Consider the following 21,258-nt stretch of genomic DNA (forward strand, 5'->3'; position numbering starts at 1 on the left):
CACCAGCGCCTATGGCGTGGACCTGAAATACCGCAGCGGCTTCTGGAACGGTCGGCCGGTCAAGACGCGCATGACCGAGCTATGCGCGGCCCTGTCCGAACTGGGCGTGTGGACGCGGCTGCATTACGTCTACCCCTACCCGCACGTCGATGAAGTCATTCCCCTGATGGCCGAAGGCAAGATCCTTCCCTATCTGGACATTCCCTTCCAGCACGCCAGCCCGCGCATCCTGAAAGCCATGAAGCGCCCGGCCTTCGAGGACAAGACCCTTGCCCGCATCAAGCGCTGGCGCGAGACCTGTCCGGACCTGACGCTGCGTTCGACCTTCATCGTCGGCTTCCCGGGCGAGACGGAAGAAGACTTCCAGTACCTGCTGGATTGGATGAGCGAAGCGCAACTGGACCGCGTCGGCTGTTTCCAGTATTCACCCGTGGAGGGCGCGCCGGCCAATGCGCTGGACAACCCCGTCCCGGACGAGGTCAAGCAGGAGCGCTGGGAACGGTTCATGGCGCACCAGCAAGGCATCTCGGCCCAGCGCCTGCAGGCACGAGTGGGACGCGAAATCGAAGTACTGATCGACGAGGTGGACGAAGACGGCGCCATCGGCCGCAGCAGCGCCGATGCGCCGGAGATCGACGGCTCGGTCTACGTGGCATCGGAAGCACCGCTCAAGCCGGGCGACCTGATACGCGCCACCGTCACGGACGCCGACGAATACGACCTCTGGGCCGATGCCGTAGAACCGCGGTAAACGGTCGAGGTGCGGGCGGCCCGCCATCGCATAGGGGCGCCGCACCGCGACTCGCGTAACGCCAGCGTTACGCCAGGAAGTCCGACAAATCGTCGGCGTGCTCTTCCTCTACCGCCAGGATCTCTTCCAGCAGCCGGCGGGTCGTCGGGTCATCCTCGCCCAGGTACTCGACCATCTGCCGGTAGCTGTCGATGGCGACACGCTCTGCCACCAAATTCTCCTTGATCATGTCTTCCAGCGTGGAGGCCTCGACATATTCCGAGTGGCTGCGCTTTGCCAGGTTGGCCGGGTTCATATCCGGCTCGCCGCCCAGCTGGACGATGCGCTCGGCAATGCGATCGGCGTGGTCCTGCTCCTCCGTGGCGTGCTCGGCGAATTCCGCCGCCACAGGCTCGGCATTCATGCCGCGCGCCATAAAGAAGTGGCGCTTGTAGCGCAGCACACAGACCAGCTCGGTCGCCAGCGCGTCGTTCAGCAGACGCAGTACCGTCGGCCGGTCCGCGCGATAGGTGTCGGTGACCGCGCCATCCTTCAGGCCCTGGCGGGCTTTCTGGCGCATGGCCTGCACATCGACGTGAAAATCGGCCGTCTTCTTGCTTGGCATATCCATATCCGTGTTCTCCTTGTATCGGGGTTGGGCGGACCGGCGCCATGCGCCGCCGGCTCGATAAAAGCCGCTGTGTCCAAACGTATCGCCGCCCGGCGGATGCCGCGGATGGCCGCGGGAAAATATGCGTAAACTACCGGGCTTCGGTCTACGGTCCGTGGCGGTTAGCAAGTTTCGCGCCCGGTCCGGCCGCCCGGCCTGGTGGCGGGTACGTCGCACGACAGCTCGCACCACACCCATGGCCTGGCGGACAGACGCCACGATGCAAGCGGTGCAAAGCCATGAAACTCGAAAACATCTGTGTTTACTGCGGCTCGAATGCCGGGCGGCAACCGGTGTACGCGGAGGCCGCGCGCGGCTTCGGCCGTGAACTCGCGCAACAAGGCGTGGGCCTGGTGTATGGCGGCTCCAGCGCCGGCATCATGGGCATCCTGGCCGATGCCGTGCTCGAAAACGGCGGCCGCGTCATCGGCGTCATCCCGGAAGCCCTGGTGAAGAAGGAAATGGCCCACAAGGGGCTGACCGAGCAGCACATCGTCACCTCCATGCACGAACGCAAGACGATGATGGCGGAAAAGGCCGATGGCTTCGTCGCCATGCCCGGCGGCGTCGGTACGCTGGAAGAAATTTTCGAAACCTGGACCTGGGCCCAGCTGGGCTTTCACGGCAAGCCCTGCGGCCTGCTGAACATCGCGGGCTATTTCGATAAGCTGACCGCCTTCCTGGATCACACCGTCCAGGAAGCGTTCATGCGCCCGCAGCACCGCGCGATGCTGGCCGTGGAAAGCGACCCGGCCAGGCTGCTGGAGCGGTTCGCCGCCTACACGGCGCCGACGGTGTCCAAGTGGATCGAGCCGGCGAAATAAACCATGAAGAAAACCACCGAACAGCTGCTGCGCGATTACTTCCATGCCAAGGACGAGAACCGCCCCTGGTATATGGCGGACACCTTCGCGCCGGATGCCCGCCTGGAAATGGTGCTGAAAACCGCAGCCATCGCCTTCCCGTCGGAGGTCACGGGCGAACCTGCCATCGCCGACACGCTGGTCCGCGCCTTCGGGCAGACCTACGACAACGTGTACACCTTCTACTTCGATCGCCCGGCGCAGGGCGCCGTGCTGGCCGAGTTCAGCTGCGATTGGATGGTGGCGATGACGGAGAAGGCGACCGGCAAGGTGCGCGTGGGCCACGGCCGCTATGACTGGCGCTTCCAGGCCGAGCCGCATCGGGTCCGGCACTTGACGATCACCATCGAGTCGATGGAAACGCTGGCGGCCGACACCATGCCCGCCGTGTTCGCGTGGGTCACGTCCCTGCCCTACCCCTGGCTGGACCGCGCGTCCCTGCGCGGCATGCCGGCGCTGCCGGGCCTGGAGAGCCTGCGAACCCTGGCGCGCTAAGGGATCGTTCCGGCGACCGGCCACCGGCCCCTTCGGCCATCAGTCCTCGTCGTCGGACTCGATGATCGGAACAAAGCGATAGCCGACCTCGGCAGGCCGGGTGACCTCGCGGTGCCAGCCCCCTTCCGGTGTCGGCGTCAAATGCAGGTCGCAAGCCATGTAGGCATAGCTCTGCGCAGCGTCCATCTTCGTGCCTTTGCCGGCGAATCCGCATACGCTGACGAGCGCGTTCCATGCCACGGCGATGCGCAGCCGGTACGAACCATCGGCCAGCCGGGCAAGGTCCGTGCGTACCAGGCCGGGGCCACCCGGCAAGACGGGGCTGCCGTCGTCCAGCTTGATGGGCGCCTGCGGCCCCAATACCCACAGGCCTTTCAGAAGCTCCGCCACCGCGGTCTGGACCATATACGTCGAGAGCATCGGCATGTCCGGACCCGCCAGTCGATGGAAGGCCAGTAGCGCACGCTCTACCCCTTCGCGGGACGCTTCGTCGCCCGGCGCGCGTGGCGAGCTCGTATAGGGAATGTAGCGGCCGGAGCAGTCGACGCCCGTGACGGAAAACACGATGCTCGGCCGGTCTATCCCATCCAGGACGAACTGACGATCCACTTCGACGGCCACGGGCCCGTCCGGGCCGGGGATCTGCAGCGACGCCAGCGCTGGGACCGTCATTTCGCGGCGCAGGAGTTCCTGGGCAAACGCGTGGTGCTGCGCCGCGGCCATGACAAGTTCCGCCCGGGCGTTCACAGCGTCGTAGCGTACCCCGAAGTGTTCCGCGAGCAGCTCGCCGAGCTCGGCGCTCCCAGGGGCAACGAGGCCAGCGCCCGCGGTAACGCGCGCGGCGTCCTCGTCTGCCGGTATGGACGCGATGGCCATGGCCTCCATCAATCCCGACGCCAAGCGCAGGCGCCAGGCCGCATGCGGGGCCGGGTGGGACAGCGGCTCGTCATCGCCAGGGAATCGGTCGCCGACATCCCGGACCAGGCACGATGCCGCGTCGCTCAAGCCATTGGCCAGGAGAGCGCCCAGCTTCGCCATCGCGGCGCTGGCGTCCGCGCGGCGCGCCGGGTGCCGCTCCAGGAAGCCATGCCAGGCGGCGCCGGCGATCTCCGAGCAAAGCGTCGCGATGCCGTCGGGGCCAAGATCGACAAAGCACCCGTACTGCGCGCACGCCAACGCCAGCGACGCCGCGCCGTCGCGCAGCGCCCGGATGGTAAGGTCAGGCCTGGAGTCATACCGGGAAAGGGCGTCCGCCACCGCGACGAGGTGCTCGATACTTTCCGCGACATAGGGCGCGCGTTCCCGTGCCAGGGTTTCGAGCGCATCCCGGTCCAGGCGCAGGCCGTATTGCTTAAGGACGGACTCGTGCCTGCGCAGGCACCGGATCTCTTCATCGGACAGCATGCGGATGCTGTCCAGATCCAGGGCTTCCACGCGCCTGCCGGCCTCGCCGACAATCCGCGGCATGGCCAACCGCACGGCCATGCGCAGATCCTGCCGGAGGGACTGCGGGATCGGCTGGCCCGCGCAAGGTCCGTCGCGTTCCCAGGCCTGGAGCGCAGTCCCCAGGGCTTCCAGCGCCCGCACGATAGGCCAGCGTCCACCGTCCTCCGTGCACCGGCGCAAATTGCCAAGACAGCCGGTAAGCTCGTCGCGATAACGCCGGACGCGATCATCGCGCATGCCGCGTATCAGCCAGGCCGCGTCGGCGTAATCGGCGCGCGCGTCCTCCATCGCATGCAGCAGCGTGCCCAGCGTCTGGATACTGAGCTTGCCGGCGAAGGCCAGGACGTCCTTCAGCGGTTTGGCCATGAGCGCGGCGGCGATCAACCGCGGCGCCAGCGCGCTGCTGTCCGGAACCAGCACCTCGGTATAGCCGACTTCTTCCAGGCTTTTCGAAAGAGAGGCAAAGGCAAGGTCGTAGACTTCCTGGCTCGACCGCCCCTGCCCAAGCTGGAAATCGATCAGCTTCGCGGTCGTGTCGACGAAGTAGTCCAGGCGTTTGCCCACGGCGTCGCGCATCGCGCCTTGCAACGCGCCGATAAGATCGAGCCGCTGTTGCCACAATTGCGGCGAGGCGCGCCGGCCGCGCAGCGCCCGCGCCATGGCGCAATGCTCCGTGTCGCTTCCTTCGGACGATGGATGCGTCGTCGCCAGGTGGCGGGCCAGCAGGCGGAATTCGGCATGGGTCAATTGCTGCAAGGCGACGGCCAGCAGCCCTCGGACCGTACTTTGATCGGAGACGCGGCTCAGGCTGACGCCGAAACGGGCGCAGGCGAGGTCCAGCGTATGCGCATCGCCGGCGGTGGACAGGGCCCGGGCGATCTGTTTGAGCGGCATCAGCAATGTCCGCCGCGCGAGTTCGTCGTCCAGCATGGCGCTCAAGGCGGTCCATGCCCGGCGTGCCGCATCGTTGCCGGGCGCGCCGTTCAGCCAATCGCCCGGGTCGTGCGTGGCGGTGCCCAACCTGCGGCGCAGCACGGCCAATTGCCCCGTATCGCTTTTTTCGCAGAGTCGCTCGGCAATGCGGATAAAGACGCGCGCGTTCACCGGCCCGCGGCATTTCCCGGTGGCGCGGTCCACCAGTTGCCGCATGTCGTCGTGGCTGACCGCCGCGCCGCGGCCGATGTCGGACCATCTTTGAAGCTCGCGCACCCGGCTATCGGCGCGCACCCGGGCATACAGCAGCGACAGCTTGCCCCGCATGGAAGGCGCTTCGCGTATGTCGCGGGCCAGGCGCATCAGCCGCTTGCCCCGCCCGGCCCGTGCCCGGAATGGGGCCGCACGGTCCACTCCCGGCGCCACGCAGAAGACGCCACCGCCAGAGCCCACATTCCTCACCGTCATCACATGCTCTCCTGGATACGGCCTGGCCCCATGCGCGGGCCCGCACGCGCCCGCGCCGCCGAACCCCGGCGTATCGCCACCGCGCCGCAACCGGCCATCGTAGGGGACCTGCCCGCCCGCCATCATCGGCATCCATGCTTTTGCGGCATAGTCCCGGCTAAAAAGCCCGTCGGAAAACACTGAACGGTGGAATTCGATGACAGGCATCTGGGCTACGATAGCCACGGCGCGCCGCCCGGCCGCCCTTCCTTCCGTCCATCGACAAGCAGACCGCGATGACCATCGACGACACGCACCGGATCACCGACCTGGATTCCCTGACCGCGCTTTACGGGCAACCCAAAGAGGCGTCCGTGCTGAAAGAAAGCGCCACCTTGCATCCGAACTACTGCGCCTTCATCCGCGCCGCGCCTTTCGTTGCGCTGGCCACGAGCGGACCAGACGGCCTGGATGTGTCGCCGCGCGGCGACGCGCCCGGCTTCGTGGAGATCCAGGACGAAAACACTCTGCTGCTACCGGACCGCCGCGGCAACAACCGCGTCGACAGCCTGCGCAATATCGTCGCGGACCCACGCGTGGCCCTGCTGTTCCTGATTCCCGGCATCGGCGAAACACTGCGCGTGAACGGACGCGCGGCCATCAGCATCGAGCCCGCCCTGCTGGAAAGGCTGGCCATGGATGGCAAGCCGCCCCGGTCGGTGCTGGTCGTTAGGGTGGAAACCGTGTTCTTCCAGTGCTCGCGTGCGGTGGTCCGATCCAGGCTGTGGGATCCGGCCACGCAACTGCAGCGCGACGCCCTGCCCAGCACGGGCCGCATGCTGCGCGACCTGATCGGCGCGGGCTTCGACGGCGAACAATACGATCGCGAGTTGCCGGACCGCGTGCAAAAAACGCTGTATTGAATCGCGCCGCCGCGGCGGCGCGCCTTCTCTCACCCGCCCTGCCATCCCCGTACGAAGACGTCGACAGGCTGGCGTTTGCCGCCGGCTTTCTGCAATTCGAGCAGGCGCAGGATGCCGTCCGCGGTGGCGATATCGATGCCGGTAGGCAGCACGCGCAGCACGGTACCGGGTACGGTGGCGGATACCCCCGGCAGCGCCTGGGCCCGCCAGACCTTGACCGGATCGTCCAGGCCGGGCAACCGTACCGTGGCACCCGGCACGGGATCGAACGCCCGCACCCGTCGCGCCAGGACGTCCGCGTCCAGGGAAAAATCCAATGCCGCCTCGGCCTTGTCCAGCTTGGCCGCATAGGTCACGCCCTCGGCCGGCTGCGGCACGCGCGCCAGCTTGCCGGCGGGCAGCGCGGCCAGGGCTTCCACGATAGCGGCAGCGCCCGCGGCCGCCAGGTCGTCGTGCAGGGATCCGGCGGTCTGGTCCGCGCCGATAGGCATCTTGCGCACCAGCAGCATGTCGCCGGTATCCAGGCCGGCGTCCATCTGCATGATGGTTACCCCGGTTTCGGTATCGCCCGCCTCGATGGCGCGCTGGATGGGCGCGGCGCCGCGCCAGCGCGGCAGCAGGCTGGCATGGATGTTCAGGCAGCCATGGGGCGGGAGGTCCAGCACCCACTGCGGCAGGATCAGCCCATAAGCCGCGACCACCATGACGTCCGGCTCCGCGGCCCGCAACTGGTCGCGCGCAAGGACAGCCTCTTCGGGATAGCGTCCATCCAGCCGCAAGCTGCGGGGTTGGGCCACCGGAATGCCGGCCGCCAGCGCGGCCTGCTTGACCGGACTGGGCGTCAGCTTGAGCCCGCGTCCCGCCGGACGATCGGGCTGCGTCAGCACCAGGGGAACCGCGTGGCCCGCCGCCAGGATCGCTTCCAGCGCCAAACGGGCAAAATCCGGCGTACCGGCAAAAACGACGCGCATCGTGTCAATACTCCATAGCGCTATGCGCTTCCGGGGGGGCTTCCCCCCTCAGCGTACAGCCTCGCGTTCGGCCTTGCGCAGCTTGGTCTTGATGCGGTTCTGCTTCAGGGAGGACAGGTACTCGACGAATACCTTGCCGTCCAGATGGTCCAGTTCGTGTTGCACGCAAACGGCCAGCAGGCCTTCGGCTTCCCTTTCGTAGGGCTTGCCGTCGGCGTCCAGCGCCTTGAAGCGGATGCGGGCCGCGCGTTCGACCTCGTCGTAGATGCCGGGAACGGACAGGCAGCCCTCTTCGTAGGTTTGCCGTTCTTCGCTCTTCCAGGTGATTTCCGGATTGATCAGCACGAGCAGGTCGTTGCCTTCCTCGGAGACGTCGATGACGACGACGCGCTCATGCACGTCCACCTGGGTGGCGGCCAGGCCGACACCGGGGGCGTCATACATGGTGTCGGCCATGTCGCGGACCAGCCGACGGATGCGATCGTCCACTTCCGCCACCGGCCTGGCCTTGATGTGCAACCGCGGATTGGGGTAGTGGAGGATATTGAGCAAAGCCATGGAAAGCGATATATCCCGCGGCCGCGTTCACACGGGCGGGAGGTCACGGAAAAGGTTGGGAGACATGTAATGATAATTCATCAAGCGCTTGATTTCTAATAGTTTCCCGCTAAGGGCGTTATAGCGGGACGCATGGCGCGTTCCCGTCACTGGGTCGCCCGCCCGGGGCCGCGATCGTGCGACACTGCGCGCATGCCTCTGGACCATACTCCCGACGAATTGGCCGCCTGGCTGCGGCTCTCCCTGGAACCCGACCTGGGCCCGATCGGGGCCATCGGCCTGCTGCGCGCAGTGGGCCTGCCCGAAGATATCTATGCCTTGGGTGCCAATGCCCTGGCCCGCCACGTCGCCCCGGACCTGGCGCGCCAATTGTCGAGAGCCCCCGCGCCTGACATGGCGGCGCTGATCGACGATGCGCTGCGGTGGGTGGAAGGCCCAGGCTGCCACATCCTGCCCCTGGCGGATCCCCGCTATCCGCGCGCGCTGCTGAACACCGCGGACCCGCCGCTGCTCCTTTACGTCCGCGGCGACCCGGCGTATCTGGCCCGGCCGTCACTTGCGGTGGTGGGCGCCCGCAGCGCAACGGCCGGGGGCACGGAAAACGCCCGCGCCTTCGCGCGCTTCCTGGCCCAGCACGGCTGGTGCATCGTCAGCGGGCTGGCGCAAGGCATCGACGCGGCGGCCCACGAAGGGGCCCTGGAAGCGGGCCCACGCGGCGCCGGCACGGTGGCGGTCATGGGCACGGGCATCGACCGCGTCTACCCGCCGCGCCATGCCGGACTGGCGGAGCGTATCGCGGCTGAAGGCGCCCTGGTCACGGAACTGCCGCTGGGCAGTCCGGCGCTGCGCGGCCACTTCCCCCGCCGCAACCGCCTGGTCGCCGGGCTGGCGCGCGGCGTCCTGGTGGTGGAAGCGGCGCGGCAGAGCGGATCGCTGATCACCGCGCGCCTGGCGGCGGAAAACGGCCGCGAAGTCTTCGCCATTCCCGGTTCCATCCATTCGCCGCTCTCGCGCGGTTGCCATGCGTTGATACGGCAAGGCGCCAAGCTCGTCGAAACGGCGCGCGACATCACCGACGAATTGGGTGGCATCGCCGCCGGGTCGGGTACCGCGGGTGGACCGGATGCCCCTGGCGCACCGGATATCGCAGGTGGACGGGTTACCGGCGGAGACCCGGACGGACGGGACCTTTCCGACTCTCATCGGGGTCCAGAGCAGACGGCGGGTACGGCCTTTCCGCACACCGCGGCCATTGCCGACGACGACGGCGATCCGGTGCTGGCGGCGCTGGGACACGACCCGGGCCACCTGGACACCCTGATGGCGCGCACCGGCCTGGACGTCCCCGCTCTGGGCGCACGATTGCTGGCCCTGGAACTGGCCGGCGTCGTCGCCCGGCTGGATGGCGGGCGTTTCCAGCGTTTGGCGGGAGCGCGGCGCGCCGGCAAGGGCTAATATCCGGCTATATCGCCGCACCAAGTCTAGGAAAACACGCCATGTCTTCCCCATCCCGCGTCAAGATCATCGAGGTTTCCCCGCGCGACGGCCTGCAGAACGAAAAAGAATTCATCCCGACAGAGGTAAAGATCGAACTGGTGAACCGGCTTGCCGAGGCAGGTTTCCCCAATATCGAGACCACTTCCTTCGTATCGCCGAAATGGGTCCCCCAAATGGCCGACGCGGCACAGGTGATGGCGGGTATCGCGCGCAAGCCGGGCGTGGTCTATTCGGTGCTGACGCCCAACATGAAGGGCTTCGAGGCGGCACGCGACGCCGGCGCCGATGAAGTCGTGATCTTCGGCGCGGCCAGCGAAGCGTTCTCGCAAAAGAACATCAACTGCTCCATCGCCGAATCGGTGGCGCGCTTCGAGCCCGTGGCGGCGGCCGCCAAGGCCGCGGGCCTGCGGCTGCGCGGCTCCATCAGCTGCGCGCTGGGCTGCCCCTACCAGGGCGACGTGCCGGTGGAATCGGTGGTAGACGTGGCGCGGCGCTACATGGCGCTGGGCTGCGACGAAATCGATGTGGCCGACACAATCGGCGTGGGCACGCCCAAGCGCGTACGCCAGGTCATGGACGCGGTGACGGCGATGGTCGATCCGGCGCGCGTATCCGGGCATTTCCACGATACCTATGGCCAGGCGCTGGCCAACATCGTGGCCGCGCTGGAATGCGGCATCGGCATCTTCCATACCTCGGTCGCCGGCCTGGGCGGTTGTCCCTACGCGAAGGGCGCGACCGGCAATGTGGCGACCGAAGATGTGCTGTACCTGTTGCGGGGGCTGGACATCGAGACCGGCATCGACTTCGATGCCGTCGTCGATATCGGACAATGGATGTCCGCCCATTTGCAGCGCAAATCTTCCAGCCGCGCGGGCAATGCCGTCGCGGCCAAGCGGGCGGCCTAGTGCCGCCACCCATCAGTCCCTGGAGGCGCCGACGCGCGATCCCATGAACCGCCCCGCCGAGCCGCCGACCTATATCCCGCTTGCCGCGCTGCTACAGGAAATCGGCCCATTGCCGTTGACCGGCCAGGCCTGGCCCGACTGGGTAAAAATCCTGACGTGGGTGCTGCTGGCCATCCTGGGGTGGGAAATCGTCACCACCATCATCCGGTTGTACAACGGCAGCCTCAACCCTTTCCTGCTGGGCGGCGTACTGGTGTGCTTCCTGGCGCTGGCGGCGGTCGCCTGGTCCATGCAGACCTCGATCACCACGATAGACAGCACGGGATTGCGGCAGACCTGGCTGACGCGGCGGGAAATCGCCTGGGACGATATCCGCAGCGCGCGCTTCGTCTCCCTGGTGTTTTCCAAGCGCCTGATCGTGATCAGCCGTGCCGGACGGCCCATGGTCTTCCAGGGCGGAACGCGCGAGCTCGAACGCGCGTTCATGCATATCGCGGCGACTTACCAGGGCAAGCCGCCGCCCGCCGGCTGACGCGATCAGCGTATCGGCAGCGCGTACATCAATCCGCCCTTGTTCCACTGCGCGTTCAGGCCGCGCTGCAGTTTCAGCGGGCTGCCCTGCCCCACGTTGCGCTCGAAGCTTTCGCCGTAGTTGCCGACCTGCTTGACGATGTTGTAGGCCCAGTCTTCCCGCAGCCCCATATTGCTACCCGCCCCGGCGGTTACTCCGAGTATGCGCTTGATATTCGGATTGACGCTGTTGGCCTTCAGATCGTCGACGTTGGCCGACGTGATGCCGTATTCCTCGGCCTCGATCATGGCCGACAACGACCAGGAAACGATATTCAGCCAGTTGTCGTCGCCCTTGCGCACGAACGGCCCGAGCGGCTCCTTGGAAATGATTTCGGGCAGAACCATGTAGTCGTCGGGATGCTGCAGCTTGGAAATGCGGATCGACGCCAGGCCGGATGCATCCGTGCTGAACACATCGCAGCGCCCCGCCGCGAAAGCGTTGACCACTTCGTTGAACTGCTCGATGACCACCGGCTTGTACTCGACGCGATTGGCCCGCGCCCAATCGGCCAGCGTGTTCTCGTTGGAGGTGCCGGCCTGCAGGCATATCGTCGCGCCGTTCAGTTCCTTGGCGCTTTTCACGCCCAGCGACTTCGGCACCATGAAGCCCTGGCCGTCATAGAAATTGACGCCGGCATGGATGATGCCCAGTGCCGTATCGCGTTGCTGCGTCACGGTCGTGTTGCGTGCCAGCAGGTCGATTTCGCCAGATTGCAGCGCGGTAAAGCGCTGCTGGGCGTCCAACGGCACGATCTTGGTCTTGTTCGCATCGCCCAGCACGGCGGCGGCGACGGCGCGGCACAGGTCCACGTCCAGGCCATGCCACACGCCCTGGGCGTCCGGGGCGGAGAAACCGGCAAAGCCGGTCGTGGTGCCGCACAACAGGACGCCGCGCTGGCGTACGGTATCCAGGGTGGCGGCATGCGCCGCCTGTCCGGCAATGGTGAACAGGACGGCACCGATGAATGCCTTGATAAGCTTGATGCGCATGGGGGGTTTCCTTCTTCGATTCAATGCGTGCGCCCCGCGCGAACGGGGCCGCCGGGCGCCAAGCTTAACGCGCCCGCACCGATCGTGAAAACCGTAAGCTTATAAGCGTCCCCCGAACCGGCTGCCGCGCCACGCGCACGGCAGCCCCTGCAGGGCGGCCCGTGTCCGCCGCCAGGGACATGGCAATCCCGGCGCGGCGTCCGGCATTGCCCCGGACCCCTCATCCATAATCGCGAATGTCCTCGATGACCTTGCCGTCGTTGGGCAGGCTGCCCGGCGCGCACAGGACCACGTCGGCGCGCAGCTTGGCGACGTCGCGCACCGAACGCGCGACCGCTTCCGCCAGGCCATCGGGCGTACCGGCGGCTTCGACGTGCAGCGTCATGGTGTCCTGCCCCACCTGCCCGCCCACGACCAGGCGGGCGCGCAGCGCCTCAGGGTGGCGGCGCAGGATATCGGCCACCTGCGACGGGTGCACGAACAGGCCGCGTACCTTGGTGGCCTGGTCCGCCCTGCCCAGCCAGCCGCGGATGCGCGTGTTGGTCCGGCCGCAGGGCGACGGCCCCGGCAGCACCGCGGACAGGTCCCCGGTACCGAAGCGCACCAGCGGATAGTCCGGGTTCAGCGTGGTCACGACGACTTCGCCGACCTCGCCGTCCCGAACGGGATCGCCGGTACCCGGGCGCACGATTTCGACAATGATCTCCTCGCCCAGCACCAGGCCATCGCGCGCCGCCGTCTCGTAGGCGATCAGCCCCAGATCGGCGCTGCCATAGGCCTGGTAGGCGTCGATGCCGCGTGCCGACAGGGCCTCCCGCAGCGCGGGTGGGAAGGCCTCGCCCGATACCAGGGCGTGGCGCAGCGAAGACAGCGGCATCCCGAGTTCATCGGCCTTGTCCAGGATGATCTTGAGAAAACTCGGGGTGCCGGTATAGGCGGTGGGGCCCAGATCGAGAATGGCGCGTACCTGCTGTTCGCTCTGTCCGGTACCGCCGGGAAACACCGTGCAGCCGATGGCGTGCGCCGCCGTTTCCATCATCGAACCCGCCGGGGTGAAGTGATACGAGAAACAGTTATAGACCAGCTGGTCGCGGCGGATGCCCGCGGCATACAGGGCGCGGGCAAAGCGCCAATAGTCGCGCCGCGCGCTTTCGGGTTCGTAGATCGGACCGGGCGACGCGAAGACCCGCAGCGCTTCGCCCCATCCGACGGCGGAAAATCCGCCCATGGACCTGGCGGCGCCCGCGGCGGCCGGCCCGTCCCGGCTGGCCTGCTGGCGCGCCAGCAGTTCGGCCTTGCGCAACACCGGCAGACCGGCCAGCGCCGCGCGCGAAACGATGCGCGCCGGATCCACGCCGGCCAGCTGCTCGGCGATGGCAGGCGCCCGCGCGATCGCCCGCGCGATGGCATTGGGCAGCGCGGCCATCAGCGAGGTTTCGCGCACCGGCGCGGGGCGCGTTTCCAGCGCGTCGAAGTAGGGTGAATCAGACATGGATATCTCCGCGAAGCCGCGTGGGCGCAAATGCCGGTGCGCGGTTCCCCTCCAGCATTGACGGCCCCTAGGCCAGCCACCGTTTGCGGCGTCGGTAGAACTTGGTGTCGCGGAAGCTGCGCCGGGCCCCGCTGGAGATCCCCAGGTAGAACTCCTTGACGTCTTCATTGCTCGCCAGCGCCTGCGCGTCGCCATCCATCACCACGCGGCCGTTCTCCAGGATGTAGCCGTAGTCCGCATACCGCAGCGCGATGTTGGTGTTCTGTTCCGCCAGCAGGAAGCTGACGCCTTCGCGCTGGTTCAGGTCGCGCACGATCTGGAAGATCTCCTCCACGATCTGCGGCGCCAGGCCCATGGACGGCTCATCCAGCAGGATCATCGCGGGACTGGCCATCAGCGCGCGCCCGATGGCGGTCATCTGCTGCTCGCCGCCCGACGTATAGCCGGCCTGGCTGCCCCGCCGCTGCTTCAACCGCGGGAAATACTGGTAGACGCGCTCGAGCGCCTCGGCGGTCCGGGCCCGGTCCAACCGCCGCGTATAGGCGCCGGTCAGCAGGTTTTCCTCCACGGTCAGGTGGGCGAAGCAATGGCGTCCTTCCATCACCTGTACCACCCCTCGCCGCACCAGATCGGCCGGTGACAAGCGGTCGACGCGCTCGCCGCGGTAGCGGATGCTGCCCTTGGTGACCTCGCCGCGCTCGCCGCGCAGCAGGTTCGACACCGCGCGCAGCGTGGTGGTCTTGCCGGCGCCGTTGGCGCCGAGCAGCGCCACGACCCGCCCTTCAGGCACGTGCAGCGATACCCCCTTCAGCACCAGGATGACGTGGTTGTAGATCACCTCGATGCCGTTGACGTCCAGCAGGATGTCGGGCGCGCCGTTCGCGGCGGGTTGTGCGCTCATGCCCGGTCCTCCCGTCCTAGCAGGGGGCAAGCCGCCCGGGGCGGGCCCGGCGGCGCGTTACCCGCGCGGTGCTTGCGCAGGGGAGACCGCGCGGTCTCCCCTGCCGCGCGGCGGAAGATCCCGCCCCTCATCCCTGGGCCTCGCAGTCGACCGGGGTGATGTTCTTCTCCTTGGCATACTTGGCCGCCGCCTCTTTCACCAGGGGATCGACCATGCTCTTGTCGGCCTGGTACCAATCGGACACCACTTTGAACTTCGCGCCGTCCCACTGCACGATGCGCGCCCAGTCCGCGCCCAGGTGGTTCGCGCAAGAGGTCTTGACGGGCCGCATGATGTCGCCGAAGCCAAGCTGGTTCAGCCTGTCCTGCGTCAGGTTCAGGTTTTCGAAGCCCCACCGCACCTGCTCCGGCGTCATGGACTTGCCCTTCCCGTACTTTTCCTGGGCCGTGCGGATGGCTTCCACCTGCAGCATGGAGATGATCATGCCGCGCATATGCGCGATGGTGCCCACGGAGTTGCCTGTCTTGTCGCTGCCTTCGCCCTTGTCGTACACGAACTTCTTCAAGTCCTGCGATACCTTGCCGGGTACGCCGCTGTTGTGGATGGTGATGGCGTTATAGCCCTTGGCCACGCCGCCCAGGTCCTTGACGTCCCCTTCCGAACCGGCCCACCAAATCGCGTAGATCTTCTCCCGCGGATAGCCGCTGGCCTGGGCCTCGCGGATCGCCGTCGGCGTCATGATGCCCGCGCTCCACAGCAGGACGTAGTTCGGCCGCGACTGCCGTATCTGCAGCCAAGTGGATTTCTGCTCGACCCCGGGCGCGGTGACCGGATACAGCTGCAGTTCGAAGCCGTCCTTGGCGGCGCGCCGCTGAAGCAGCGGGATGGGTTCCTTCCCATAGGGCGAATCGTGATACACCAGGGCGATCTTCTTGCCCTTGAGGTTGCCGCCTTCCTTCTTGGCGATGTCCTGGATCATGACATCCGCCGCCGTCCAATACGTACCGAGCAAGGGGAAATTCCAGGGGAAAACCGACCCGTCCACGGCCTGGGACAGGCCATAGCCCACGGTTTCCACCGGCACCTTGTCCAGCGGCGCCTTGTCGCTGACGGCGAACGTGATACCCGTCGATTGGGTATCGAAACCGGACGCCCCGGTAGGCGGATGGGTCTTCAGGCGTTCGTAGCATTCCACCCCGCGATCGGTCGCATAGGCGGTCTCGCATTCTTCGTAAGTGATCTTCACCCCATTGATGCCGCCGTCGCGGGCGTTGACCAGCTTCAGGTAATCGAGCTTGCCGTCGGCCCAGGGTATGCCCAGCGGCGCGAAAGATCCCGTGCGGTAGACCAGCAGCGGGACGAATTGCTCGTCCGCCCAGGCCGCCGGGCTGGCCGACCCCAGCGCGGCGGCGGTGGCCGCCGCGATCGCCGCGTATCGAATATTCAAGCGCTTCATCTCCATGTCCTCCAGGTGGTGTGCGGGACACCGGTTATGTCCGGTGCGATGCCGGCACGTTATGGGTATGCCTAATACGGTCGGACGGGCCTGCCCTGCCTCGATGCGCGTGCCGCGTCTACGCGCGTACTGCTTCGACGCGGCGCATGCTCAATGCGGGAACGGCCAGATGCGCAACTTCTCCTTGCCTATGCTCCACAGCCGCGCCAGGCCGTGCGGCTCGGCGATCAGGAAAAACACGATCAGCGCGCCGAACACCATGTGTTCGATATGCGATGCGATATCGACCGGCAGCGGCAAGCCGACCAGGCGCGGAATATTCGTCAGCAGCACCGGCAGCAGCACGATGAAGGCCGCGCCGAAGAAGCTGCCCAATATCGATCCCAGGCCGCCGATGATCACCATGAACAGCAGCTGGAAGGAGCGCGTCAGGTCGAAGGCCAGCGGCTCCCAGGAGCCCAGATGGATAAAGCCCCACAGCACGCCGGCCACGCCGACGATGAACGAACTGACGGCAAAGGCGGTCAGCTTGGCGTACATCGGCCGGATGCCGATGACCGCGGCCGCCACGTCCATATCGCGTATCGCCATCCATTGCCGTCCCATCGCTCCCCGCACCAGGTTCTTCGCGAGCAGGCTGAATACCGCGACCAGCGTCAGCACGAACAGATACTTCTGCACGGAGCTCTGCAGCGGCAGGCCGAACACCTCCAGCGGCGGTACCGAGACGCTGCCCGAGGACGAATAGTTGGTGAAGAAGGGGATGCGCAGGAAGGCCCAATCGACGAAGAACTGCGCCGCCAGCGTCGCCACCGCCAGGTACAGTCCGCGGATGCGCAGGCTGGGTATGCCGAAGGCCACGCCCACCGCCGTCGCGCACAGCCCGCCCAGCACGATCTGCAACAGCAGCGGCATCGCCGGCACGCGCACGCCGAAATTCCAGGCGGCATAGGCCCCCACCGCCATGAAAGCGCCCGTCCCCAGCGATATCTGCCCGCAATAGCCGACCAGCACGTTCAGCCCCACGGCCGCCAGCGACAGGATCAGAAAGGGGATCAACAGCGCGCGCAGGAAATAATCGCTGGCCAGCAGCGGTACGGCAACGAAAGCCACCGCCAGCAGCAGGCCCACGAATACCCGGTCCTGGCGGATCGGAAAGATCTGCTGGTCGGCCAGGTAGCTGGTCTTGAATTGTCCGTTCTCGCGATACAGCATGGTGCTTTCCTTGTGCTCGCCGTGATCCGGAGCCTGTTGATGTGGAAGGGCCTCGCGCTTTCCCGGGACCGGTGGCCGCTAGACCCGGTCGATGATCTTCTCGCCGAACAGGCCTTGCGGCCGGAACAGCAGAAATCCCAGGGCCAGCACGTAGGCGAACCAGATCTCGATGCCGCCCCCGACCATGGGGCCCAGATAGACCTCCGACAGTTTTTCGCCCACTCCGATGATCAGTCCGCCCAGGATCGCGCCCGGTACCGAGGTCAGGCCCCCCAGGATCACGACCGGCAAGGCGCGCAAGGCGGCCGTGGAAAGCGTGAACTGCACGCCGAACTTCGAGCCCCAGATCACGCCCGCCACCAGCGCGACCAGGCCGGCGACGCTCCAGACCACGACCCAGATCCGGTTCAGGGGGATGCCGATGGACTGCGCGGCCTGGTGGTCGTCGGCCACCGCGCGCAGCGCGCGGCCGGTACGCGTGTACTGGAAGAAAACCGCCAGGGCCGCCACCAGCAGCGCTGCGATCACGGCGGCGGTCAGGTCCTCCAGGTTCAACAGCAGGCCCCCCTCGAACACGTGGTCCAGGATCAGCGCGGGGTCTTTGGGCATACCGACGTTGATCGAATACACCGAGCTGCCGAACGCGATCTGTCCCGCTCCATCCAGGAAGTAGCTGATGCCCAGCGTGGCCATGAGCAGCGTCGTCGCCTCCTGGTTCACCAGGTGCCGCAGAACCAGGCCCTCTACCGCGCGAGCCAGCGCCACCATCAACGCGGCGCTGACGACGAACGCCAGCGCATTGGCCAGCAGGGCGTTGTCGAAACCCAGCCAGCGCGGAATCCATTCCGAAAACCGCGCCATCGACAGTGCGGCGACCAGCACCATCGCACCCTGCGCGAAGTTGAAGACGCCGGATGCCTTGAAGATCAGCACGAAGCCCAGGCCGATCAGCGCATACAGCATGCCGCTCATCAGGCCGCCGAACAGCGTTTCCAGGAAAAAACCCACCGTGCTCTCCTTGTTCCGCGCCGTCAGTCGGACACGCCCAGGTAGGCGCGCACCACATCCGGATTGGCGCGCACCTGCGCCGGATCGCCGTCGCCGATCTTGCGTCCGTAGTCCAGCACCACAACGCGATCGGAAATATCCATCACCACGCCCATGTCGTGCTCGATCAGCACGATGGTCGTGCCGAATTCGTCGTTCACATCCAGGATGAAGCGGCACATATCCTGCTTTTCCTCGATGTTCATGCCCGCCATGGGCTCGTCCAGGAGCAGCATGCGCGGCTCCATGGCCAGGGCACGGCCCAGATCGACGCGTTTCTGCAGTCCATACGGCAGGCGGCCCACGGGCACCTTGCGATACGCCTGGATTTCCAGGAAGTCGATGATGTTCTCGACGAACTCGCGGTGGCGCAGCTCCTCGCGCGCGGCCGGGCCGATGCGCAGCGCCTGGGCCAGCAGCCCGCATTTCATGCGCAGGTTGCGGCCGGTCATGATGTTGTCCAGCACGCTCATGCCCTTGAACAGCGCCAGGTTCTGGAAGGTGCGGGCGATGCCCATCTCGGCCGCGCGCCGCGGCGTCATCCGCGTGTAGCGCTGGCCCTGGAAGACGATGGCCCCCTGCTGCGGGGTGTATACGCCGTTGATGACGTTCAGCATGGAACTCTTGCCGGCGCCATTGGGGCCGATGATGGCGCGGATTTCGTGTTCGCGCACATCCAGCGAGATATCGGTCAGCGCCTTCACGCCGCCGAAGCGCAGCGAGATATTCTGCATGTCCAGGATCACCCCGCCGATCCGCCGCGCGCGCTCCGGATGAATGGTACGTGCCGCCTGCATGGACGGCGCCGCGTCCGCGATAGCCTGACCGCCCGCGGCATGGATCGGTATGGCAGCGCTGTATGTCATATCACTTTTCCAGGGCGCCAAGCGCTACGCGCGCCGCATAAAACGGATGCCCGTCGACCGGGGCGGATCCGGCTCCGCCGGTCCGCCAGCGTCGCCCCCCTTGAGGGGGGAAGCGCGCAGCGCTTCGGGGGGTGGGTTCCCGCTCCCGGCCGGGGCGGGGAAGCGACGTACGTCGCGAATGGGCAGGTCGGCCGCGATGCGCCCCACGCGCCCGTCCTCGAACTTGACTTCCGTTTCGATGAAACGCGATGGGCTGCCGTCGAACAGCGCATCGACCAGCACCGCATACTTTTGCGCGATGTAGGCGCGCCGTACCTTGCGGGTGCGCGTCAGCTCGTCATCGTCCGGGTCCAATTCCTTGTGCAGGATCAGGAAGCGGCACACCTGGGACGCCGCCAGGCGGGCATCGCGCGCCAGTTCGGCATTGGCTTTCTCGATGCAGTCGGCGATCAGGTCGTAGACCTCCGGCTTGCCGGCCAGGTCCGTATAGCCGGCATAAGGCAGTCCGCGCCGTTCGGCCCAATTGCCCACCGCTTCCAGGTCGATATTGACGAAGGCGCACACCGCCTCCCGTCCCGCGCCGAACGCCACGGCCTCTTTGATGTAGGGAAAAAACTTGAGCTTGTTCTCGATGTACTTGGGCGCGAACAGGCTGCCGTCGGCCAGTTTTCCCACGTCCTTGGCGCGATCGATGATTTTCAAATGGCCATCGGCATCCAGGAAACCCGCATCCCCCGTATGGAACCAGCCCTCGTCGTCACGCGCGGCCCGCGAGGCTTCCGGATTGCGGTAGTACTCCTTGAACAGGCCGGGACTATGAACCAGGATCTCGCCATTGTCCGCCACGCGGATACGCACGCCTTGCACCGGCGGCCCCACCGTATCGGCGCGTACCTGTCCGTCCGGCTGCACGCATACGAACACCGAGGTCTCCGTGGACCCATACAGCTGCTTCAGATTGATGCCGATGGAACGGTAGAAGGTAAACAGGTCCGGACCGATGGCCTCGCCCGCGGTGTAGGCGACCCGCACACGGCTCATGCCCAGCGCGTTGCGCAGGGGGCCGTACACCAGCAGATTGCCCAGCGCGTACAAGGCGCGGTCGCGCAAGCCCACGGCCTGGCCGTCCAGCAGGCGCACGCCGACCCGCCGCGCCAGCGCCATGCAGCCCTGGAACAGCCGGCGCTTCAGCAGGCCCGCATCCTCCATGCGGATCATCACATGGGTAAGCAAGTCCTCCAGGATGCGCGGCGGGGCGAAATAATAGGTCGGCCCGATATCGCGCATGTCGATCGCCACGGTGGCGGGCGATTCGGGATGATTGACGGTGAAGCCGGTCACCAGCAGCTGGGTATAGGAGAACATGTTCTGGCCGATCCAGGCCGGCGGCAGATAGGCCAGGACATCCTCGCGATCCGTCAGGTTCTCCATGGCCTGGACCGCGCGCGCCCGGTCTATCAGCGCGGCGTGAGTCAGTACGACCCCCTTGGGCTTGCCCGTGGTGCCCGACGTATAGAACATCGCGGCGGTCTGTTCGGGCCGGACCGCCCGCGCACTGCGTTCGAAGAACGCAGCGTCCGTGCGCGCGCGTTCGGCCCCGATGCGCAGCAGCTCGTCGAAAGGCATGAGTACGGCATCGTCATAATGGCGCAGTCCACGCGGATCGTCGTAGACCACATGCCGCAACGCGGGGCAGAGCGCGCGCGCCTCCAGCATCTTGTCCACCTGCTCCTGGTCTTCGGCAATGGCCACGCCGACTTCCGCATCCCGCAGCACGAAGGCCATTTCCTGGGCCACGGCATCCTGGTACAGCGGCACCGGAATCGCGCCCAGGGCCTGCGCCGCCATCATGGCGATGTACAGGCGCGGCCGGTTTTCCCCGATGACCGCCACATGCTGGCCGGGCCGCACGCCCAGCGCCGTCAGTCCGTGCGCGACGCGACCGGCCAGCTCCGCCACCTGTGCCCAGGTCAGCGTCTGCCAGATCCCCAGGTCTTTCTCGCGGATCGCGGGGCGGGCGCCCCGCACGCGCGCATGCAAGAGCAGCAAGGCGGGGAAGGTATCCGCCGCCGGCCCCGTCGGGGGTGCGGGCTGGGATTGCGCCACGTTGTCTCCTGTCTGTTTCCGCGTCCGGCCCGGCCGTCGCGCCCGCTGTGGCCGGCGCAGGATTCGGGAAGACGCGGAGCGCGCATTTATGGGTACGAGGTGCGCTTTAACGTGCGGTTAAGGTATAAGCTTGCATCGGGCCCAACTGTCGCGATTGCGACAATTTCGGGC

At 66.7% G+C, this 21,258-nt stretch carries 18 protein-coding genes and 1 pseudogene; 7 read left to right on the top strand and 12 right to left on the bottom strand.

The genetic code is table 11. The features are described 5' to 3' along the window. Window positions 1-751, top strand: a 751-nt coding sequence (locus ACO1P8_RS12290; RefSeq protein WP_486296165.1) for a radical SAM protein, incomplete at its 5' end; no start/stop codon positions are given. A 67-nt stretch (window positions 752-818) separates the two neighbouring features. On the opposite strand, the gene ACO1P8_RS12295 is transcribed toward ACO1P8_RS12290, so the two are convergent. Continuing rightward, window positions 819-1,361: a ferritin-like domain-containing protein gene (locus ACO1P8_RS12295; RefSeq protein ID WP_486296166.1), complete on the bottom strand. Its 543-nt coding sequence runs from the start codon at window positions 1,359-1,361 to the stop codon at window positions 819-821. 278 nt (window positions 1,362-1,639) lie between these two features. On the opposite strand from ACO1P8_RS12295, the gene ACO1P8_RS12300 reads away from it, so the two are divergent. After that, entirely contained in the window at window positions 1,640-2,224 is a 585-nt protein-coding gene (locus tag ACO1P8_RS12300; RefSeq protein ID WP_486296167.1) for an LOG family protein, read from the top strand. A 3-nt stretch (window positions 2,225-2,227) separates the two neighbouring features. After that, entirely contained in the window at window positions 2,228-2,758 is a 531-nt protein-coding gene (locus ACO1P8_RS12305) for a hypothetical protein (protein WP_486296168.1), read from the top strand. 39 nt (window positions 2,759-2,797) lie between these two features. On the opposite strand, the gene ACO1P8_RS12310 is transcribed toward ACO1P8_RS12305, so the two are convergent. Further along, window positions 2,798-5,605, bottom strand: coding sequence for a hypothetical protein (locus ACO1P8_RS12310; protein ID WP_486296169.1), 2,808 nt, complete (start codon window positions 5,603-5,605; stop codon window positions 2,798-2,800). Between the two features lie 275 nt (window positions 5,606-5,880). Between ACO1P8_RS12310 and ACO1P8_RS12315 the strand changes: the two genes are divergently transcribed. Continuing rightward, window positions 5,881-6,507, top strand: coding sequence for a pyridoxamine 5'-phosphate oxidase family protein (locus tag ACO1P8_RS12315; protein WP_486296170.1), 627 nt, complete (start codon window positions 5,881-5,883; stop codon window positions 6,505-6,507). A 29-nt stretch (window positions 6,508-6,536) separates the two neighbouring features. Here the strand turns inward: ACO1P8_RS12315 and fmt are convergent, their stop codons facing one another. Then, window positions 6,537-7,478 (bottom strand): methionyl-tRNA formyltransferase, encoded by a 942-nt coding sequence (gene fmt / locus ACO1P8_RS12320; protein ID WP_486296171.1) that lies wholly within the window; start codon window positions 7,476-7,478, stop codon window positions 6,537-6,539. 48 nt (window positions 7,479-7,526) lie between these two features. Further along, window positions 7,527-8,036 carry a peptide deformylase gene (gene def, locus ACO1P8_RS12325; RefSeq protein WP_094844160.1) on the bottom strand — a complete coding sequence of 170 codons (510 nt, stop codon included), beginning with the start codon at window positions 8,034-8,036 and terminating at the stop codon, window positions 7,527-7,529. A 192-nt stretch (window positions 8,037-8,228) separates the two neighbouring features. Between def and dprA the strand changes: the two genes are divergently transcribed. The 3 genes from dprA to ACO1P8_RS12340 are packed head-to-tail and all read left to right on the top strand — an operon-like array spanning window position 8,229 to window position 10,973. Beyond that, entirely contained in the window at window positions 8,229-9,491 is a 1,263-nt protein-coding gene (dprA, locus tag ACO1P8_RS12330; protein WP_486296172.1) for a DNA-processing protein DprA, read from the top strand. A gap of 41 nt (window positions 9,492-9,532) precedes the next feature. After that, complete coding sequence (locus ACO1P8_RS12335) at window positions 9,533-10,441, top strand: hydroxymethylglutaryl-CoA lyase (protein ID WP_486296173.1); 909 nt, start codon at window positions 9,533-9,535, stop codon at window positions 10,439-10,441. A gap of 43 nt (window positions 10,442-10,484) precedes the next feature. Next, on the top strand, window positions 10,485-10,973 hold the full coding sequence (locus tag ACO1P8_RS12340; protein ID WP_486296174.1) for a hypothetical protein: 489 nt from the start codon (window positions 10,485-10,487) through the stop codon (window positions 10,971-10,973). A gap of 5 nt (window positions 10,974-10,978) precedes the next feature. Here the strand turns inward: ACO1P8_RS12340 and ACO1P8_RS12345 are convergent, their stop codons facing one another. From ACO1P8_RS12345 to ACO1P8_RS12380, 8 genes and pseudogenes are all read right to left on the bottom strand, one after another. Next, the gene (locus ACO1P8_RS12345) at window positions 10,979-12,004 is read right to left on the bottom strand and encodes an amino acid ABC transporter substrate-binding protein (protein ID WP_486296175.1); all 1,026 of its coding nucleotides are present in this window, start codon (window positions 12,002-12,004) and stop codon (window positions 10,979-10,981) included. A gap of 220 nt (window positions 12,005-12,224) precedes the next feature. After that, a complete protein-coding gene (locus tag ACO1P8_RS12350; protein ID WP_486296176.1) occupies window positions 12,225-13,496 on the bottom strand; it encodes a phenylacetate--CoA ligase family protein in 1,272 nt (423 codons plus the stop codon). A 67-nt stretch (window positions 13,497-13,563) separates the two neighbouring features. Further along, window positions 13,564-14,397 (bottom strand): ABC transporter ATP-binding protein, encoded by an 834-nt coding sequence (locus tag ACO1P8_RS12355; RefSeq protein ID WP_486296177.1) that lies wholly within the window; start codon window positions 14,395-14,397, stop codon window positions 13,564-13,566. A 127-nt stretch (window positions 14,398-14,524) separates the two neighbouring features. Continuing rightward, window positions 14,525-15,859 carry an ABC transporter substrate-binding protein gene (locus tag ACO1P8_RS12360; protein ID WP_486296178.1) on the bottom strand — a complete coding sequence of 445 codons (1,335 nt, stop codon included), beginning with the start codon at window positions 15,857-15,859 and terminating at the stop codon, window positions 14,525-14,527. 144 nt (window positions 15,860-16,003) lie between these two features. Continuing rightward, window positions 16,004-17,068, bottom strand: coding sequence for a branched-chain amino acid ABC transporter permease (locus ACO1P8_RS12365; RefSeq protein WP_486296179.1), 1,065 nt, complete (start codon window positions 17,066-17,068; stop codon window positions 16,004-16,006). Window positions 17,069-17,146: 78 nt separating this feature from the next. Beyond that, on the bottom strand, window positions 17,147-18,076 hold the full coding sequence (locus tag ACO1P8_RS12370; RefSeq protein ID WP_486296180.1) for a branched-chain amino acid ABC transporter permease: 930 nt from the start codon (window positions 18,074-18,076) through the stop codon (window positions 17,147-17,149). A 23-nt stretch (window positions 18,077-18,099) separates the two neighbouring features. Then, entirely contained in the window at window positions 18,100-18,912 is an 813-nt protein-coding gene (locus ACO1P8_RS12375) for an ABC transporter ATP-binding protein (RefSeq protein ID WP_486296231.1), read from the bottom strand. Between the two features lie 222 nt (window positions 18,913-19,134). Then, window positions 19,135-21,087 (bottom strand): annotated as a pseudogene (locus ACO1P8_RS12380) (AMP-dependent synthetase/ligase); the annotation flags it as partial. Window positions 21,088-21,258: the final 171 nt, after the last annotated feature.

The organism is Bordetella sp. (assembly GCF_057362025.1).

Coding starts and splice junctions, on each gene's coding strand:
- ACO1P8_RS12310 (WP_486296169.1), bottom strand. CDS start 5,605: ATGACGGTGAGGAATGTGGGCTCTGGCGGTGGCGTCTTCTGCGTGGCG.
- dprA (WP_486296172.1), top strand. CDS start 8,229: ATGCCTCTGGACCATACTCCCGACGAATTGGCCGCCTGGCTGCGGCTC.
- ACO1P8_RS12375 (WP_486296231.1), bottom strand. CDS start 18,912: ATGCAGGCGGCACGTACCATTCATCCGGAGCGCGCGCGGCGGATCGGC.
- ACO1P8_RS12335 (WP_486296173.1), top strand. CDS start 9,533: ATGTCTTCCCCATCCCGCGTCAAGATCATCGAGGTTTCCCCGCGCGAC.
- ACO1P8_RS12365 (WP_486296179.1), bottom strand. CDS start 17,068: ATGCTGTATCGCGAGAACGGACAATTCAAGACCAGCTACCTGGCCGAC.
- ACO1P8_RS12340 (WP_486296174.1), top strand. CDS start 10,485: ATGAACCGCCCCGCCGAGCCGCCGACCTATATCCCGCTTGCCGCGCTG.
- ACO1P8_RS12355 (WP_486296177.1), bottom strand. CDS start 14,397: ATGAGCGCACAACCCGCCGCGAACGGCGCGCCCGACATCCTGCTGGAC.
- def (WP_094844160.1), bottom strand. CDS start 8,036: ATGGCTTTGCTCAATATCCTCCACTACCCCAATCCGCGGTTGCACATC.
- ACO1P8_RS12350 (WP_486296176.1), bottom strand. CDS start 13,496: ATGTCTGATTCACCCTACTTCGACGCGCTGGAAACGCGCCCCGCGCCG.
- fmt (WP_486296171.1), bottom strand. CDS start 7,478: ATGCGCGTCGTTTTTGCCGGTACGCCGGATTTTGCCCGTTTGGCGCTG.
- ACO1P8_RS12345 (WP_486296175.1), bottom strand. CDS start 12,004: ATGCGCATCAAGCTTATCAAGGCATTCATCGGTGCCGTCCTGTTCACC.
- ACO1P8_RS12315 (WP_486296170.1), top strand. CDS start 5,881: ATGACCATCGACGACACGCACCGGATCACCGACCTGGATTCCCTGACC.
- ACO1P8_RS12295 (WP_486296166.1), bottom strand. CDS start 1,361: ATGGATATGCCAAGCAAGAAGACGGCCGATTTTCACGTCGATGTGCAG.
- ACO1P8_RS12305 (WP_486296168.1), top strand. CDS start 2,228: ATGAAGAAAACCACCGAACAGCTGCTGCGCGATTACTTCCATGCCAAG.
- ACO1P8_RS12300 (WP_486296167.1), top strand. CDS start 1,640: ATGAAACTCGAAAACATCTGTGTTTACTGCGGCTCGAATGCCGGGCGG.
- ACO1P8_RS12360 (WP_486296178.1), bottom strand. CDS start 15,859: ATGGAGATGAAGCGCTTGAATATTCGATACGCGGCGATCGCGGCGGCC.